Raw genomic sequence first — 17782 nt, 5'->3', positions numbered from 1 at the left:
CAGTGGCTTAATTGAGTAAAGTGGAACAACTTGGAAAAGTTGGCTAAAGTGGGTGATAGCCCCGTACACGCAACACGAAATTAAGTCCTTGAGTAGGGCGGGACACGTGAAATCCTGTCTGAACATGGGTCGACCACGATCCAAGCCTAAGTACTCGTGCATGACCGATAGCGAACCAGTACCGTGAGGGAAAGGTGAAAAGCACCCCGACGAGGGGAGTGAAATAGTACCTGAAACCGAATGCCTACAAACAGTTGGAGCCCAAGGTTCGTCCTGGGTGACAGCGTACCTTTTGTATAATGGGTCAGCGACTTAGTCTGACGAGCAAGCTTAAGCCGGTAGGTGTAGGCGCAGCGAAAGCGAGTCTGAACAGGGCGTTCAGTTCGTCGGATTAGACCCGAAACCAAGTGATCTAGCCATGAGCAGGTTGAAGGTACGGTAACACGTACTGGAGGACCGAACCCATATCTGTTGCAATAGATCGGGATGACTTGTGGCTAGGGGTGAAAGGCCAATCAAACTTGGAGATAGCTGGTTCTCCGCGAAATCTATTTAGGTAGAGCGTCCAGCGAATACCCCCGGGGTAGAGCACTGAATGGGCTATGGGGACTCACCGTCTTACTGATCCTAATCAAACTCCGAATACCGGGGAGTACTACTGGGCAGACACACGGCGGGTGCTAACGTCCGTCGTGAAGAGGGCAACAACCCTGACCACCATCTAAGGTCCCTAAGTTATGGCTAAGTGGGAAAGGATGTGAGGATCCCAAAACAACCAGGATGTTGGCTTAGAAGCAGCCATCATTTAAAGAAAGCGTAACAGCTCACTGGTCTAAATAAGGGTCTTTGCGCCGAAAATGTACCGGGGCTAAAGCCATACACCGAAGCTGTGGATGCACGTATGTGCGTGGTAGCGGAGCGTTCCGTAAGCCTGTGAAGGGACAGTCGTGAGACATCCTGGAGGTATCGGAAGTGAGAATGCTGACATGAGTAACGATAAAGGGAGTGAGAGACTCCCTCGCCGAAAGTCCAAGGGTTCCTGCTTAAAGTTAATCTGAGCAGGGTTAGCCGGCCCCTAAGGCGAGGCCGAAAGGCGTAGTCGATGGGAACCACGTTAATATTCGTGGGCCTGCAGGTAGTGACGGATCGCGTGTGTTGTAAGGTCTTATTGGATTGATCTTGCAGCGAAGCGGTTCCAGGAAATAGCTCCTGCATATAGACCGTACCCTAAACCGACACTGGTGGACTGGTAGAGAATACCAAGGCGCTTGAGAGAACTGCGTTGAAGGAACTCGGCAAAATGCACGCGTAACTTCGGAAGAAGCGTGACCTCCATGAAGGCAACTTTGTGGGGGTGGCACAGACCAGGGGGTAGCGACTGTTTACCAAAAACACAGGGCTCTGCGAAGTCGCAAGACGACGTATAGGGTCTGACGCCTGCCCGGTGCTGGAAGGTTAAGAGGAGATGTGCAAGCATTGAATTGAAGCCCCAGTAAACGGCGGCCGTAACTATAACGGTCCTAAGGTAGCGAAATTCCTTGTCGGGTAAGTTCCGACCTGCACGAATGGCGTAACGACTTCCCCGCTGTCTCCAACGCAGACTCAGTGAAATTGAATTCCCCGTGAAGATGCGGGGTTCCTGCGGTTAGACGGAAAGACCCCGTGCACCTTTACTATAGCTTTACACTGGCATTCGTGTCGGCATGTGTAGGATAGGTGGTAGACTTTGAAGCAGTGGCGCCAGCCATTGTGGAGTCATCCTTGAAATACCACCCTTGCCTATATGGATGTCTAACTGCGGCCCGTTATCCGGGTCCAGGACCGTGTATGGTGGGTAGTTTGACTGGGGCGGTCGCCTCCTAAAGAGTAACGGAGGCGCGCGATGGTAGGCTCAGAACGGTCGGAAATCGTTCGTCGAGTGCAATGGCATAAGCCTGCCTGACTGCAAGACTGACAAGTCGAGCAGAGACGAAAGTCGGTCATAGTGATCCGGTGGTCCCGCGTGGAAGGGCCATCGCTCAACGGATAAAAGGTACGCCGGGGATAACAGGCTGATGACCCCCAAGAGTCCATATCGACGGGGTTGTTTGGCACCTCGATGTCGACTCATCGCATCCTGGGGCTGGAGCAGGTCCCAAGGGTATGGCTGTTCGCCATTTAAAGCGGTACGTGAGTTGGGTTCAGAACGTCGTGAGACAGTTCGGTCCCTATCTGCCGTGGGTGTAGGAATATTGATAGGATCTGTCCCTAGTACGAGAGGACCGGGATGGACGTATCTCTGGTGGACCTGTTGTCGTGCCAACGGCATAGCAGGGTAGCTATATACGGACGGGATAACCGCTGAAGGCATCTAAGCGGGAAACCCACCTAAAAACGAGTATTCCCTATCAGAGCCGTGGAAGACCACCACGTTGATAGGCCGGGTGTGGAAGTGCGGCAACGCATGCAGCTTACCGGTACTAATAGCTCGATCGACTTGATCACTCCCATTATCTGTATCCATCAAGCTTCGCTTGACGAATACCAGCTTTAACTTCTGTCCTCACGCTGTCGCGGCTAAAGCCGCTTCGCTCCGGACAGGGCGCCGGAAAACCGGCGGCACGCAGTCGCGTGCTTATTGTTTATCAGTGCTCTATAAGAGCGTTGATGCCATCAGCACGAAAGACAACCAGCTTCTCAATTTGTGTTCTTCGCCGACCTGGTGGTTATGGCGGAGCGGCTGCACCCGATCCCATTCCGAACTCGGCCGTGAAACGCTCCAGCGCCAATGGTACTTCATCTTAAGATGCGGGAGAGTAGGTCGCTGCCAGGTCTGCCAAGCACACAAATCAAAACATCTTCTCAAATCATACAAAACACTCCAAACATGCGATAATCGCCAAAAATACCGACTACAACAAATAAGTGAGACAGGCTCGGAGCAGCCCGTTCGGCCTAAAATCGATACTCAATCGATTTTTTAACGGCCTCACCTCATCAGGCTACGCCTGACTGCGCTCCCGGGCCATTGAGGTCTGCACTTAATAACGCGGGGTGGAGCAGCCCGGTAGCTCGTCAGGCTCATAACCTGAAGGCCGCAGGTTCAAATCCTGCCCCCGCAACCAAACTTCCTAAATCACTTCCAAAACCAGATCGCACCGGCGGAAAAACTGCCCCGTCCTGAACACACTGTCACGTCTCCACCCTTGCATCATAACCTGAAGGCTGAGGAGGACAAGGAATTAATCCAGCGAATCAATTCCACGACGAACGGCGCTAGCCTGACTCCGCAACCAAATCATCACACCAAAAGCCCCGCATAAAACTGCGGGGCTTTTGGTGTTTTAAGGGCGAGTGAAAGGAAGGGGAGGGCAGATTGCGACCAGGGAAGCGCGTTCTAAAGCTTGTCGCATTTATTCGGCCTCATACCCAGCAGCCTTAAAGAAGTTCTGGCATTCATTGATGGAGAAGAGACTGATGATATCGCCAAGTGCTTTTGAGATGGCGTCGAAGCTGCGTGCTGCTCGCTTTCTCAGAAGTGCCTTGAGTTTTGAGAAAGCCATTTCGATTGGGTTCAGGTCCGGCGAATAGGGCGGCAGGAAGAGAAACCAAGCGCCCTTTGCCTTGACCAGTTGCTCAGCCTTCCGGCTTTTGTGGAAGCCGACATTGTCGAGGATGACTATATCACCGGCTGACAGTGTCGGCACAAGCTGTGTCTCGATCCAGGTTTCGAAGATGCGGCTGTTCATCGGTGCATCGACGATCCATGGCGCGGTCAGGCTATGGCAGCGCAGTCCGGCAATGAAGGTCTGTGTCTTCCATTTTCCGAAGGGCGCATAGGCGGCAAAGCGCCTGCCTTTGGCAGACCATCCGGTGCGTTTTGTCAGGCGCGTATTCGTGGAAGTCTCATCGATAAAGATGAGACGCGACAAGGCCTTGTTGAAGAACCGCTTTCGGCGATTGATCCAAAGATCACGCGCCTTGGCGATCTCTGGTCTACGCTGCTCGCTTGCCTTGAGGCTTTTTTTATTACTCAGCCCAAGTCGGTGTAGAAATCGCCCGACCGTGGCGCGGTGGACTTCAATACCGCGCTCCGCGAGCGCAACGCACAGTTCGTCCAAAGTCGTTTCGCCACGGGCGGACATCTGCTCGCGGACCCAATCACCATGAGCCAAAAGCTTCACACTACCAGGCGGGTGGCCCTGCCTGGCGGCGGCCAGACAGCCGGATGACCGATACAGGATCATCATGTTGTTGACGAACCGAGGCGAAACACGGAAATGCCGAGCGGCTTCCCGGTGACTATTGCCCTCATTCACAAACGCAACGACACGCTCACGCAACTCAATCGGATGCGGCTTGCCCATGGTGCATCTCCTTCCATGAGACAAGTGAATCACAGATCAAGCCAAACGGGAATCCCAAATCCGGTTAACAGCGACATGCTTTAAAAGTCGTGCCGCCTAGCAGATCGTCGAAACCTCAGCCATCAGCCAGTCGCGGAAGAGCTGTAATGCATGGTTTAAGGCAATGGTCTCATGGCTGCAAATGAACTTGTAAGATTCCTTGGGCTGGAAGAATTTCTCCGATACGATGCCGAGACTGCCGCGCTGCACGTCGCTTTCGAGAAGCGGTCGATGAGAAAAGCCAATGCCTTGTCCCGACCGCGCCGCCGCCAGAAGCGTGTGCTGGTCGTCGAAAAACAGATTTGAGTTTGCGGCTATATCACCAATGCCGTGGTGCGATATCCATCGCTTCCAATCGCTCATGTCGCGGTAGTGTAGGCGCGGAATGTCGGGGTTTGTGAGAAGGTCTTCCGGGTTTGCCACGCCTTCGAGAAGAGAAGGGCTACAGACGGGAACGAGCTTTTCGGTCAACAGGTCGATGCTGTAGGCACCGGCAGGGGCGTTCAGGCAATATTTGATCTGCGCGTCTTCTCTGTCATGCGCAATGGAATCGATCTCGAGATTGTTCAGATGCAGCTGTATACCCGGGTTCTGTTTGAGGAATCCAGCAATGCGGCTGGCAATGACTTCCATAGAGAAGAAAGGCCCGGCGCGGACGCGGAGAATTTGCGCCCTGTTGTCCTGACCGATAAGGGCCGTCACAGCACCGATTTCGTCAAGGGCACGCCCACAAACTTCGGCCAGCAATGCGCCCTCTGCGGTAACGGTCACGCCACGAGGCCCGCGAATAAGCAACTGGCAGCCCAAGGCCTGTTCGAGAAGTTTGATCTGATGACTGACCGCGCCTTGGCTGACCGCAAGCTCTTCCGCCGCAGCGGTAAAGCTCTGGCAGTGCGCCACGGCTTCAAAAGCCCGCAACGCTTTCAAGCTTGGAAGTCTTCTCCGCCCGGCTCGTGAATTCATAGTCCCATTAAATTTTCTAATAACATTGAATAGTTCTTTTGCATTGATCGGCTGCGGGCACAAGCATAATCGTCAATCAATAAAAGCTGCCCAAGGGAGCATTCCCACCGGCTGATGATCTCAGGTGACGCTGATTTTCTGGGATCAGACATTGCCGGGCAAGGGCGAATAACAGGAGATCGGAACATGCATAAGCACGCCAAAATGGGAATTATTGCAGCGGTTGTCGCCGTGTTCGGTGCTTTCCCATCCTATGCCGAGGAAATCCGCATGGGAGCCGAGGGCGCTTATGCGCCGTTCAATTACCTCGATCCCAATGGGAAGCTGCAGGGCTTCGATATCGACGTCGGCGATGCGATCTGCGAGAAACTGAAAGCGGATTGCGTGTGGAGCGCCAATGAATGGAGCGGGATTATTCCTGCTCTTCAGGCGAAGAAATTTGATGTGATGGCGTCGTCGATGGCTATCACGGAATCGCGCATGCAGCAGGTCAATTTTTCCAATCCCTACTACTACAATACCATGCGGTTTGTTGCGTTGAAGGAACTTGGCCTGAAGGACGTGACGCCGGAAAGCGCCAAGGGGAAGGTCATAGGCACCCAGACCGGCTCTATCGCGGTCGATGTTTTGCAGCGCTTTTTCCCTGATAATGAGGTGAAGCTCTATCCGACGCTGGAAGAAGCTTTCCTCGACATTGAAAACGGTCGCGTGGACCTCGTGCTTGAATCCAAGTTCGCGCTCAGCAACTGGATTTCTAAGGGAGCGAGCTGCTGCGAGTTTGTCGGTAACGAGTTCCTGCTCGATGGCACATTGGGCGCTGGCATGGCCTTCCGCAAGGATGATGAGGAGCTGCGCGCGCGCGTCAACAAGGCGCTGGAAGAGATCATCCAGGACGGCACCTACGACAAGATCCGCGCCAAGTATTTTGACTTCGACATTCGGGAAAAGCCGAAATTCGCCAGCGAAATCTTCGCAAAATAGTTCGTTCCGAAAGGGCCCTGATCTGAAGCACCACATCAGATCGGGTGCCCGCCTTGTGCCATGCGCAAGGTTGCGGCGGCGCGATCATGCTTCAGCCGTTACATTCTCGACCAATCCAGACTGGTCTTCGCCGACATAGAGCATTTCCAGCAAAAGTGCGTAGCGGTTTTGCGTAGGATAATGCGTAAAAACAAATAGATAGAGCGGTTCCACGATTCCGTTTTCACCGGAACCGCTCTAAGAAAGGTCGATCCCGTGTCCTATCGCGTTGCGATCATCGAACTCATCAATGAAAGTAATACCTTCACGAAAAATCGCACGAGTATTGGCGATTTCCGTGCGTCCCACTATTTCAAGGGTGATGAGATTCCGGCCAATTTCCGCGGCACCGGCTCGGAGGTCGGCGGCGCGATAAAGGTCGCGGATGAAAAGGGATGGACACCTGTTTATATTACTGCCGCCCATGCGGAGCCGAATGGCGCGGTGCTGGAAAGCGCACGTCTGGAAATCACAGGCGAATGCCTGCGGCGGTTGAAGGAATGCGGACCGTTCAACGGTATCTTCGTCGCTCTGCATGGTGCCATGGTGACGGAAACGGATCAGGATGGCGACAGCCAGTTCCTGCGCGAAATCCGCTCGGTGGTTGGGTATGATGTACCGATTGCCATCACGCTCGATCTTCATGCGAATATTTTCGACGAACTGGCCGATCTGGCGCAGATCGCGGTTTCATTCCGAACCTATCCGCATGTCGATATGAATGAGGTTGGGGTTGAGGCTTGTTCGCTGCTGGATCGGGCGATGAAGGGCGAGATCGAACCTGCTCTCGCCATCGCCCGCCCGCCAATGCTGCTCGGTTGCGATGACGGTCGCACGACGGATAATGGCCCGATGTGCCGTCTGCTCGAAAGCGCGGACCGCGAAATGCAGCAGCCGGGCATCCTCAATGTGGCGATCAATGCCGGTTTCACCGATGCCGATGTTTGGGCGGCGGGACCAAGTGTTATTGTCACCTTCGATGCGAAAAGTGTTGAACGGCAGGCCGCTTTCGATGTTGCAGGCAAGATGTGTGATGAAATCTGGTCCTATAAGGATCAGTGGACGCAGCCGATGCCTCTTGATGCGTGCATCGCGCGATTGAAAGAGGCGCGCGGCGCCAAGGGCACGATTGTTGTTGCGGACTTCTCGGATAATCCCGGCTCGGGCGCTTATAGCGATTGCACCGCGCTGATTGCGGCGATGCTGGACGCCGGTGTGACCGATGCCGCCGCTGGCGCGCTGCTGGACCCCGAAGCGGTGGCCGAGATTGCAGCCAAGGCAGTGGGCGAGACCCTCACGGTGACGATTGGCGGCAAGTCTGATCCAACGGTCGGCGGTGGCCCGCTGACGGTGACGGGCCGTGTCATGGCGATCAGCGAAGGCAGCTTCGTTTTCGAAGGGCCGATGTTTACGGGTCTGCCCGGAACGACCGGAAAATCCGTGTGCCTGCGCGTGGAGGGGATCGACATCATGATCGTTTCCGAACGGATGCAGATGCTCGATCAGAACATCTTCCGGATTGTCGGTATCGAGCCGAAGGAAAAGGCAATTGTTGCGGTCAAGTCGATGCAGCATTTCAAGGGGGCTTTCGGCCCGATTGCGGCGCAGATCATCGTGACCGATGCTGGTGGGTTGAGTTCGCCGGATCTTTCGAGACGCACTTATTCGCGCCTGCGGCGTCCGGTTTTCCCACTGGATACACTCTCGTGAGTACATCAGTGAAAGTCCCAACTGAATCTGTTGGACTTTTGCCAGCGAACAGGGAATTTAGAGCATTTCCAGCAAAAGTGCGTAGCGCCTACGCTGGGAAATCAGTCCACTGGACTGATTTCTAATCCCGCTTCGATGCGTAGGATAGTGCGTAAAACAAATAGATTGAGCGGATCCACGATTCCGTTTTAATCGGAACCGCTCTAGAACCGTTTCGATCTGACGTAATCAATCATACCCACGGATGGAGTATCCGATGCAGACAGCGCCAATTTTCGCCGGATTAAAAATCGAGGCGGCTGAAATACGGGTTATCCGGTTGCCGCTGCTCGTGCCTTTCGTGATCTCCACCGGCACGATGACTGAAAAGGTGATACCGATCCTCACCCTGAAGGCGGAAGGTCTTGAAGGCTATGCCGAAGGCGTGATGGACCCCTTGCCGGATTATCTCGAAGAAACCATCTCCGGCTCGCTCTCATTCCTGCGCGATGTGCTGCTGCCGCAGATTGTTGGAAAGCGTTTCAACGGTCCGGCTGATCTTGCCGCCATTCTCGATCCGTGGCGCGGGCACAGGATGAGCAAGGCCATGGTCGAAATGGCCGTGTGGGACTTGTGGGCGAAAGCGCTGAACCTGCCATTGAGCGTTGCGCTTGGTGGCGTTCGCGATGCCATCGATGTTGGTGTCAGCCTTGGCATCGCCGATATTCCAACGACGATTGACCGCGTCGCGGCTTCGCTCGACGCCGGTTACAAGCGCGTGAAGCTCAAGATCAAGCGCGGCCATGATCTGGCGATGCTGCAAGCCGTGCGCGACCGCTTCCCGGACGCCAAGCTGACCGTTGACGCCAATACGGATTATCGCCTGTCGGACCTGCCGCTTTTGAAAGCCATGGACGCATTCGCGCTCGATTACATCGAGCAGCCGTTGGCGTTTGACGACATTACCGACCATGTGCATGTGCAGGAAAAACTGCTGACGGCCATTTGTCTCGATGAAAGCATTCGCTCTTCGGTCGATGCGCGCAAGGCGCTCGTCGCGCGTGCCTGCCGGGTCATCAACATCAAGGTCGGGCGCGTCGGTGGCCACAGCGCATCGCGGGCCATTCATGATGTCTGCGCGGCTTTCGATGTACCTGTATGGTGCGGCGGCATGCTGGAGGCAGGCATTGGACGTGCGCACAATATCCATCTTTCGACGCTGGTGAATTTCACCAAGCCGGGGGATACCTCGTCCGCCAGTCGCTATTTCCCGCGCGACATTGTCAATGAGCCGCTGGAAGCCGAAAACGGCCGCATGGCTGTGCCGAAAAACGGCCCGGGTATTGGTGTGACGCTCGACCGCGCCTTCCTCGATACGGTGACGAACCATCGCGAGGAATTCGCAGCATGAGCGAAATAGTCATCCGCGAACTCGCATCGCTGGCCGAGATGAAGGATTCGGAAACTGTGCAGCGGCTTGTCTGGGGCGACGACGATCCTGTCGATGCCTCCGATCTGTTGCTTGCTATCCAGCATGAAGGCGGGCTTGTCGCCGGTGCCTTCGATGGTGAGAAGATGCTGGGTTTCATCTTCGGTTTCCCGACTGCGACACCGGGCATCCAGCATTCGCATCGTCTGGCGGTTTTGCCGGAAGCGCGGGGCCTGAAGCTTGGTGCGCGCATGAAGTGGTTCCAGCGTGACTGGTGCCTTGCGCGCGGCGTGACCCATGTGCGCTGGACCTATGATCCCATTCGCGCGGTCAATGCCGGGTTGAATATTGCAAGCCTTGGCGCCACGTCGTCCACCTATCACATCGACTATTATGGTCCGATGGTCGGCATCAATGCGGGCCTTCCGTCGGATCGCATCGTAGCCGACTGGCACTTGGACGATCCGCGTGTCGAAGCCCGTTCCAAAGGGCAGGCGCCTGAATTTCCCGCCGATATTCGTCGCGTCGAATTTCCCGGCGATATCGACCAGCTGCTTGCGACAGATCCAGCGGCGGCCATGCAGGCGCGCCTGTCGCTTCGCGAGACGCTGCGCGCAGCCTTTGCCGAAGGGCAGCGCATTGTCGGCTTCGATCCCAAAATACCTGCCTATCTGCTGCGCTGAAGCCAGCCCGCGCGCCCTTTTAAAAGCCCGCATCCGAGCATCGGTTGCGGGCTGACTTTTCCGCGCGGCGCTACTTATTACATGGAGCGGACATCCCCCACGCTTGCGATGGTTTTTGAAAGGCAGAGCAAGCGCTCGCGTGTATGGTGAGTCCTCGACAGGATGCAGGCGGCGAAAGGAAAAGCGAATTGGCTCAGCATCGCGTAGTGATTGTCGGCGGCGGTTTTGCGGGTTTGCAGCTGGCGAAAGATCTGCAAAGTCCGGATACATCGATCACGATCATCGATCGCAGAAACCATCATCTTTTCCAGCCCTTGCTCTATCAGGTCGCGACGACTGTTCTTGCAACATCGGAAATCGCCTGGCCGATCCGCTCCGTCTTTCGCAATCGCGAAGAGGTTTCCACCCTGCTGGCTGAAGTGACGGGCGTGGACACGCAGGCGCGCAAGGTGCATCTCCGCGATGGGCACGCCGTTGATTATGACACGCTTGTGCTTGCGACCGGTGCGCGGCACGCTTATTTCGGACGCGACGAATGGGAGCCTTATGCACCGGGCCTGAAGGCGCTGGAAGATGCGACGACTATTCGCCGCCGTCTCCTGCTGGCTTTCGAACAGGCCGAGCTGGAGGCCGATCCCGAAGTTCGCAAAGCGCTGTTGACATTCAGCATCATCGGCGCCGGGCCGACCGGCGTGGAACTGGCGGGGATCATTGCGGAACTGGCCCACCGCACCTTGGTCAAGGAATTCCGCAATATCGATACATCCACAGCCCGCATCATACTCATTGAAGCCGGGCCGCGCATTCTGCCGGTTTTCCCGCCGTCGCTTTCGGAATATGCGGAGAAGTCGCTGACGAAAATGGGCGTGGAGGTCAGAACCGGAACGCCCGTCACTGCCTGCGATGCCAGGGGCATTTCCATCGGTGACGAACAGGTCGCGAGCCGCACCGTCATCTGGGCGGCGGGTGTGCAGGCTTCGAAAGCGGCTGAATGGGTGGGCGCCGAACAGGATCGCGCCGGGCGCGCCGTGGTCGAGCCGGACCTGACAGTGAAGGGCCATCCCGAAATCTTTATCGTCGGGGATACGGCTCTGGTCAAAACCGCTGATGGAAAGCCAGTGCCGGGCATTGCGCCTGCCGCCAAGCAGCAGGGCAAATATGTGGCGAAGGTGATCAAGGCGCGGTTTGCCAATCATGCCGCGCCCGGTTCCTTCCGTTACAAGCATCTTGGCAACCTTGCCACCATCGGTCCAAGTGCAGCCGTCATCGATTTCGGGTCGCTGCGGCTCAAAGGCTGGATTGCATGGTGGATATGGGGCCTCGCCCATATCTATTTTCTCATTGGCACGCGCAGCCGTCTGGCGGTGGCGCTCAGCTGGCTCTGGGTCTTCATTTCGGGGCAGCACTCAGCGCGTCTGATTACGCAGAAAGAAACGCTGAAAAATGAAGTGTAGGCGTGTCGCCCACGGCATGTTTACGCCAACGCGATAGTGAATTTCGTTTCGCTGGACACATGGTTGTGTGCGCCATTCTTAGAGCGCGGTTCGATCTGATTGAATCAGATCGAACCGCGCTCTAATTTTCTGTTATAACGCGCATCTTCTCCGATAACCGTTTCACACTTTTCGGGATGCGCTCTTAACGAGGAGATATGAGAATGCGCTTGATGATGGGAATGCTGCTGGCGGGTGTCAGTATTTTGGGTGGGGCGAACCTGGCGCAAGCCGAGGAAAGCGTGGAAGTTCTCCATTACTGGACCTCGGGCGGTGAGGCGGCAGCGCTTAATCTCTTGAAGGAAAATCTTCAGAAACAGGGTATTGGCTGGGTCGATATGCCGGTCGCCGGCGGTGCGGGCGAGGCTGCCATGACGACCTTGCGCGCCCGTGTGACGGCGGGCAATGCGCCTGCCGCCGTGCAGATGCAGGGTTTCGACATTCTGGATTGGGCGGAGCAGGGCGTGCTCGGCAATCTGGATGAAGTCGCCGACAAGGAAGGCTGGGACAAGGTCATCCCGCCTGCAATCCAGCGCTTCTCGAAATATGACGGCCACTGGATCGCCGCGCCGGTCAATGTGCATTCCACCAACTGGGCGTGGTACAACAAGGCCGCGCTCGACAAGGCAGGCGGAAAAGTGCCGCAGAACTGGGACGAGCTTGTCGCGCTGCTCGACAAGTTCAAGGAACAGGGGATCACGCCGATTGCCCATGGCGGCCAGCCCTGGCAGGAAGCGCTTATCTTCACAAGTGTCGTGATGTCGTTCGGGCCGGATTTCTACAAGAAGGCGCTGATCGATCTCGATCCGGAAGCGCTGAAGAGCGATACCATGAAGCAGGTCTTCGAGCGGATGGCGAAGCTGCGCACCTATGTGGACGACAACTTCTCCGGACGTGACTGGAATCTTGCCTCATCAATGGTCATCGACGACAAGGCGGGCGTGCAGTTCATGGGCGACTGGGCCAAGGGCGAGTTCACCAAGGCCGGAAAAAAGCCGGGCGCGGATTTCGTTTGCGGTCGTTTTCCGGGAACGGAAGGTTCCGTGGCTTTCAATGCCGATCAGTTCGCTGTCTTCGAAGTGGGTGAGGACAAGCGCAAGGCGCAACTTGCACTCGCAGCCGCTGTGGAAGACGTCAATTTCCAGTCGGCCTTCAATGTGGTGAAGGGCTCGGCACCGGCGCGCACGGATGTGCCGACCACGGCATTTGACGAATGCGGACAAAAGGCGATCAAGGATCTGGCCGCCGCCGACAAGAGCGGATCGCTGCTTGGTTCCTTCTCGCAGTCGCATGCACAGCCAACCGCGATCAAGAATGCGATGTTCGATGTCATCACCCGTCAGTTCAATGGCCAGCTGACGGCTGATCAGGCGGTTGAAGAGCTCAGCTCCGCCATCGACATGGCGAAATAAATAAAAAAGCCTCCACCGAAACCTTCGGGGGAGGCTTTTTCGTTAGAGCGGTTCCAGTTAAATTGGAATCGCTGGAGCCGCTCTATCCATTTGTTTTCACGCATTGTCCTACGCAAAACCGCTTCGCACTTTTGCTGGAAATGCTCTAGATCGGCTTTTATGCCAGATCGAAACGGTCGGCGTTCATCACCTTGGTCCAGGCGGCAACGAAGTCCTTCACGAACTTCTCCTTGCTGTCGTCCTGAGCATAGACTTCGGCATAGGCGCGAAGGATCGAATTCGAACCGAAAACGAGATCGACGCGCGTTGCGGTGAACTTCGGCGTGCCGGTCTTGCGGTCGCGGATTTCATACAGGCCTTCGCCGGTCGGAACCCACGTGTAGCGCATGTCGGTGAGCGTGGCGAAGAAATCCGTCGTCAACGCGCCGACCTTGTCGGTGAAGACGCCATGCGCCGTGCCGCCATGGTTGGTGCCGATGGCGCGCATGCCGCCGACAAGGACCGTCATTTCAGGGGCGGTGAGGCCCATGAGCTGGGCACGGTCGAGGAGCAGTTCCTCGGCGCTGACCACATAGTCCTGCTTCTGCCAGTTGCGGAAACCGTCTGCCAGCGGCTCGAGCGGAGCAAAGCTTTCGGCATCGGTCTGCTCGGCTGTCGCATCGCCACGTCCCGGTGCGAAAGGCACTTCAATGTCGAAACCGGCGGCCTTGGCTGCCTGTTCCACACCGTAATTGCCAGCCAGCACGATGACATCGGCCAGACTTGCGCCAGACGCCGCTGCAATCGGTTCCAGAACCGAGAGAACACGGGCCAGACGTTCCGGCTCGTTGCCTGCCCAATCCTTCTGCGGAGCCAGACGGATACGCGCGCCGTTTGCGCCGCCACGGAAATCCGAACCGCGATAGGTGCGGGCGCTGTCCCAGGCGGTGGAAACCAGATCGGACACGGAAAGGCCGGAAACGGCGATCTTGGCCTTGAGGTCCTTCACGTCGTAATCCGTGCGGCCAGCAGGAACCGGGTCCTGCCAGATCAGGTCTTCCGTCGGCGCGTCAGGCCCGATGTAACGGGTCTTCGGGCCCATGTCGCGATGGGTCAGCTTGAACCATGCGCGGGCAAAGGCATCCGAGAACGCGTCGAAGTCGTTCATGAAACGCTCGGAAATCGCGCGATAGATCGGGTCTACCTTCAGCGCCATATCAGCATCGGTCATCATCGGGTTCAGTCGGATTGACGGGTCTTCCACGTCAACCGGCTTGTCCTGCTCGGCAATCGAAATGGGCTCCCATTGCGATGCGCCAGCCGGGCTCTTGACCAGATGCCATTCATGCTTGAACAGCATTTCGAAGAAACCGTTGTCCCACTTGGTGGGTTCCGTGGTCCATGCGCCTTCGAGGCCCGAAACCACGGTATCACGACCGATGCCGCGACCCTTGGTATTCATCCAGCCCAGCCCCTGATATTCAGGCCCTGCATCTTCCGGATCGGGACTGAGGTTAGCCGGATCGCCATTGCCATGGGTCTTGCCGATCGTATGGCCGCCAGCTGTCAGCGCCACGGTTTCCTCGTCGTCCATACCCATGCGGGCAAAGGTTTCGCGCATCTGCGCTGCCGTTGCCAGCGGATCGGACTTACCGTTCACGCCTTCCGGGTTGACGTAGATGAGGCCCATTTGGACCGCCGCCAGCGGGTTGTCCAGCGTGCTCGGCTTGGTCACGTCACCGTAACGGCCATCGCTTGGCGCCAGCCATTCCTTTTCATTGCCCCAATAGGTGTCTTTTTCGGGCGCCCAGATATCTTCACGGCCAAAGGCGAAACCAAAGGTCTTAAGACCGGCGACATCATAGGCAATCGTACCGGCGAGCGCGATCAGGTCGGCCCAGGAGAGCCGGTTGCCGTACTTCTTCTTGATCGGCCACAGCAAACGGCGACCCTTATCGGTGTTGACGTTATCCGGCCAGGAATTGAGCGGCGCAAAACGCTGGTTACCGGTGCTGGCGCCACCGCGACCATCGGAGGTGCGGTAGGAACCGGCGGCGTGCCAAGTCACGCGAGCCATCATGCCGACATAGCTGCCCCAGTCGGCAGGCCACCACTCCTGACTATCGGTCATGAGCGCGCGCAGATCGGCCTTGAGGGCTTCCACGTCGAGCTTTTTCAGCTCTTCTTTATAGTTGAAGTCCTTGCCCAGCGGATTGGTCTTGCTGTCGTGCTGGTGCAGAATGTCGAGGTTCAGCGCATTGGGCCACCATTCCATGACAGAACTGCCAAGCGCGGTATTGCCGCCATGCATGACCGGACATTTTCCGGCCGATTTCGTCTTAACGTCCATGATTGCTCTCCGATGGCTTTCCCAAAGATGGCTTTCGCTAAATTGAACGAGCGGCTGACACTGGCATGCCAAAGCGTCCGCTTTATGAAGGCGGACACTCCGGGCCACAGTCAGTTTTGGTACGGTAATCAATGCTTCCGATAAATTCCAATTGTATATTCTAAAGGCTGCGATATGCTCAGCTTATGATTGGCCTCTCCATGAAACACCTTCGCTATTTCGACTCGCTGGCGCGATTGAGCCATTTCGGGCGCGCGGCAGCGGCCTGCTCCATCTCTCAACCCGCCTTATCCTTGCAGATCAAGGAACTGGAAGACCTGATCGGCGCGCCTCTGGTGGAGCGTGGTGGCAGACAAATCCGCCTGACCGGGCTCGGTGAGGAATTCGCGGAGAGGGTGCGCGGCATTCTGCGTTCGGTCGACGAACTGGAAGAGCTGGCGCGGGCAGCGCATGGCCCGTTCACGGGGCGCCTGCGTCTCGGCGTGATCCCGACGGTTGCGCCCTATCTTCTGCCGGAAGTGATCAAGACGCTCACCCAGCGTTATCCGGGGCTGGAACCACGCCCGCGTGAGGCCATCACCCAGAAACTGATCGAAGACCTTTTGGAAGCCAGACTGGACGCGGCGATTGTCGCCTTGCCGATTTCCGAGCCTGCCTTGCAGGAAGTGCCCCTCTTTGAAGAGGAATTCGTGCTGATGCGCCCGCTGGAAGATGCGGGCAAGCCGGTTCCCAGCGCCGAAAAACTGCATGAAATGCGGCTTCTTCTTCTGGAAGAAGGGCATTGTTTCCGCGATCAGGCGCTATCCTTCTGCAATATTGCGAATGCGCCGCCGCGTGAATTGATGGAAGGCAGTTCACTGTCCACGCTTGTGCAGATGGTGGGTGCTGGCATCGGCATTACGCTTGTGCCGGAGATGGCGGTCTATACGGAAACACTCGCCGCGAATGTCTGCATGTTCCGCCTTGCCGAACCGCGCCCGTCGCGGACCATCGGTCTGGTTTGGCGCAAAAGCAACCCGCTGTCGTCGCAACTCTCGCAGATCGCCGAGATCGTTCGGGAAGTCGGGCTGCGCAATCAGGACCGGATGCAGGCTTTGTTGAGCCAATGAACCACCCGTCTGCGTCGGATCGGGCCTATTCTCCCACAATTTCGCCGACAACTTTGCCCGCTACAGACGTGCAGCGAAGATAGACCCGGTTCACGGCAACGCCGGGCAGGGGCTTTTCAAGAGCGTCGCGGGCGTGAAAGCCGTTTGCGTTATTCATTATAAGCAACCTGCGGCTTTCCTGCGGGATGGAATAGCGAAATTTGTTTTCTGATATGGCATTCACCATGTCAGTGACGACGTCATGGGATTGGGTATGCTCCTCGCCCACCTTCCCGTCGAACTGGCCGCTCATATAAGTTGTAATCGAGCCGTTCTGGTCATGGCTGAAAATGGTTGCCTTGACGCGATGTTCTATGACCATCACGTCATTTTGCCCGTCTTCATAGACAGTCGGATTGAGCTTGAAATAATACGCATCCGATAAGCCTATTCTGTCCACAAGCGCTGCCAGACCATCGAGTTTGCAGGTCGGAACCCAATGAAAATAGCCGCGTTCCTCGAAATTAATGGCAATGTTATAGACTGATATGTAGTCGGGAACGGCCACCTCTGTGCCGGTAAGTGCACTGTCGGAATGAAACTCCAATCGGTTCGTTGGCGTTAGATCCTGTAATCCGGCGCGTTCAAGTCTTTCGAGACTGTCTGCGGAAGTGGTGAAGACGGAAAACGGCGTCTGGTTTCTCCCGTCGGTTAACGTCGGCATAAGCGCCTGGGTCAGCGAAACGGCCAGCAGCGCACCCGCAATGGCATCCAATGTCGCATCGTCAAGGATGGACGGTATATCGACCGCGACGATCCCGATTTCCGGGCAATCCAACTGATACTGCAAATCTTTGAGCAAGTTTGCGAAGACATGTGCGGCCTGGTCGGCCAGATCCGCCGCGAGTTCCTTGTCACGCAAATCCGCGAGCGAAATCATGATGCCGCTCTTGGTGAGATAGTGCTCACAAAAGTCGCTTGCGGCCTGGTGAGGCAGCGAAAAGATAACCGGAGTTTCAAAGTGTTTCGTCATGAGAGTTATCTTTCCAGCGGGAAAATTAGGGAGTGAACTACCCCCTAATCTCCATCCAGAAGTTAGTAACGGGCGTTCTTAGCAGAGATAATATTATTTCTTCTTATTGTTGCAGTCATAAACATAAAGAAAATCAATACATCTGAGTGTTGAAGAGAGTCCCTTCAATACATCTTCAAATGCAATTGATTGCTTGCTTACGGTGTTGTTTGGATTATGCATTGAACTTCTCCCAATTTTTAAAATGTGCCTTTTTAT

Annotated in this window: 11 protein-coding genes, 1 tRNA gene and 2 rRNA genes (1 of these 14 only partly in view); 10 read left to right on the top strand and 4 right to left on the bottom strand. The window is 56.2% G+C overall.

Going from position 1 to position 17782, the window contains the following annotated elements:
- From QLQ11_RS16005 to QLQ11_RS15995, 3 genes are all read left to right on the top strand, one after another.
- Positions 1-2484: ribosomal RNA gene (locus tag QLQ11_RS16005) — 23S ribosomal RNA — on the top strand; it begins 328 nt to the left of the window's first position.
- Between the two features lie 213 nt (positions 2485-2697).
- A 5S ribosomal RNA gene (rrf, locus tag QLQ11_RS16000) occupies positions 2698-2812 on the top strand.
- Positions 2813-3027: 215 nt separating this feature from the next.
- Positions 3028-3104, top strand: a tRNA-Met gene (locus tag QLQ11_RS15995).
- 288 nt (positions 3105-3392) lie between these two features.
- On the opposite strand, the gene QLQ11_RS15990 is transcribed toward QLQ11_RS15995, so the two are convergent.
- A complete protein-coding gene (locus QLQ11_RS15990) occupies positions 3393-4346 on the bottom strand; it encodes an IS630 family transposase (RefSeq protein ID WP_283736220.1) in 954 nt (317 codons plus the stop codon).
- Between the two features lie 96 nt (positions 4347-4442).
- Positions 4443-5411, bottom strand: coding sequence for a LysR family transcriptional regulator (locus QLQ11_RS15985; protein WP_283736219.1), 969 nt, complete (start codon positions 5409-5411; stop codon positions 4443-4445).
- A 123-nt stretch (positions 5412-5534) separates the two neighbouring features.
- Here QLQ11_RS15985 and QLQ11_RS15980 point away from each other — a divergent pair, with 123 nt between their 5' ends.
- The 6 genes from QLQ11_RS15980 to QLQ11_RS15955 all read left to right on the top strand — a co-directional run bounded on the left by QLQ11_RS15980 (position 5535) and on the right by QLQ11_RS15955 (position 13074).
- Complete coding sequence (locus QLQ11_RS15980; RefSeq protein ID WP_235859018.1) at positions 5535-6329, top strand: ABC transporter substrate-binding protein; 795 nt, start codon at positions 5535-5537, stop codon at positions 6327-6329.
- A 255-nt stretch (positions 6330-6584) separates the two neighbouring features.
- Complete coding sequence (locus QLQ11_RS15975; protein WP_109366993.1) at positions 6585-8078, top strand: M81 family metallopeptidase; 1494 nt, start codon at positions 6585-6587, stop codon at positions 8076-8078.
- Between the two features lie 256 nt (positions 8079-8334).
- Entirely contained in the window at positions 8335-9468 is a 1134-nt protein-coding gene (menC, locus tag QLQ11_RS15970; protein ID WP_109366994.1) for an o-succinylbenzoate synthase, read from the top strand.
- The gene (locus QLQ11_RS15965) at positions 9465-10169 is read left to right on the top strand and encodes a GNAT family N-acetyltransferase (protein WP_109366995.1); all 705 of its coding nucleotides are present in this window, start codon (positions 9465-9467) and stop codon (positions 10167-10169) included. The genes menC and QLQ11_RS15965 overlap by 4 nt, the downstream gene beginning before the upstream one ends.
- Before the next feature lie 188 nt (positions 10170-10357).
- The gene (locus QLQ11_RS15960; RefSeq protein ID WP_209445998.1) at positions 10358-11623 is read left to right on the top strand and encodes an NAD(P)/FAD-dependent oxidoreductase; all 1266 of its coding nucleotides are present in this window, start codon (positions 10358-10360) and stop codon (positions 11621-11623) included.
- A gap of 203 nt (positions 11624-11826) precedes the next feature.
- A complete protein-coding gene (locus QLQ11_RS15955) occupies positions 11827-13074 on the top strand; it encodes an ABC transporter substrate-binding protein (protein WP_109366997.1) in 1248 nt (415 codons plus the stop codon).
- Between the two features lie 157 nt (positions 13075-13231).
- On the opposite strand, the gene katG is transcribed toward QLQ11_RS15955, so the two are convergent.
- A complete protein-coding gene (gene katG / locus QLQ11_RS15950; protein ID WP_109366998.1) occupies positions 13232-15403 on the bottom strand; it encodes a catalase/peroxidase HPI in 2172 nt (723 codons plus the stop codon).
- Positions 15404-15588: 185 nt separating this feature from the next.
- On the opposite strand from katG, the gene QLQ11_RS15945 reads away from it, so the two are divergent.
- Entirely contained in the window at positions 15589-16512 is a 924-nt protein-coding gene (locus tag QLQ11_RS15945) for a hydrogen peroxide-inducible genes activator (RefSeq protein ID WP_109366999.1), read from the top strand.
- Between the two features lie 25 nt (positions 16513-16537).
- On the opposite strand, the gene QLQ11_RS15940 is transcribed toward QLQ11_RS15945, so the two are convergent.
- Positions 16538-17524, bottom strand: a complete 987-nt coding sequence (locus QLQ11_RS15940) for a hypothetical protein (RefSeq protein ID WP_109367000.1) — start codon at positions 17522-17524, stop codon at positions 16538-16540.
- Positions 17525-17782: the final 258 nt, after the last annotated feature.

This window comes from Ochrobactrum sp. SSR, from assembly GCF_030067775.1.
GTDB lineage: Bacteria > Pseudomonadota > Alphaproteobacteria > Rhizobiales > Rhizobiaceae > Brucella > Brucella teleogrylli.
The sequence above is the reverse complement of the archived record's forward strand: the minus strand, read 5'-3'. Positions and strand labels throughout refer to the sequence as shown.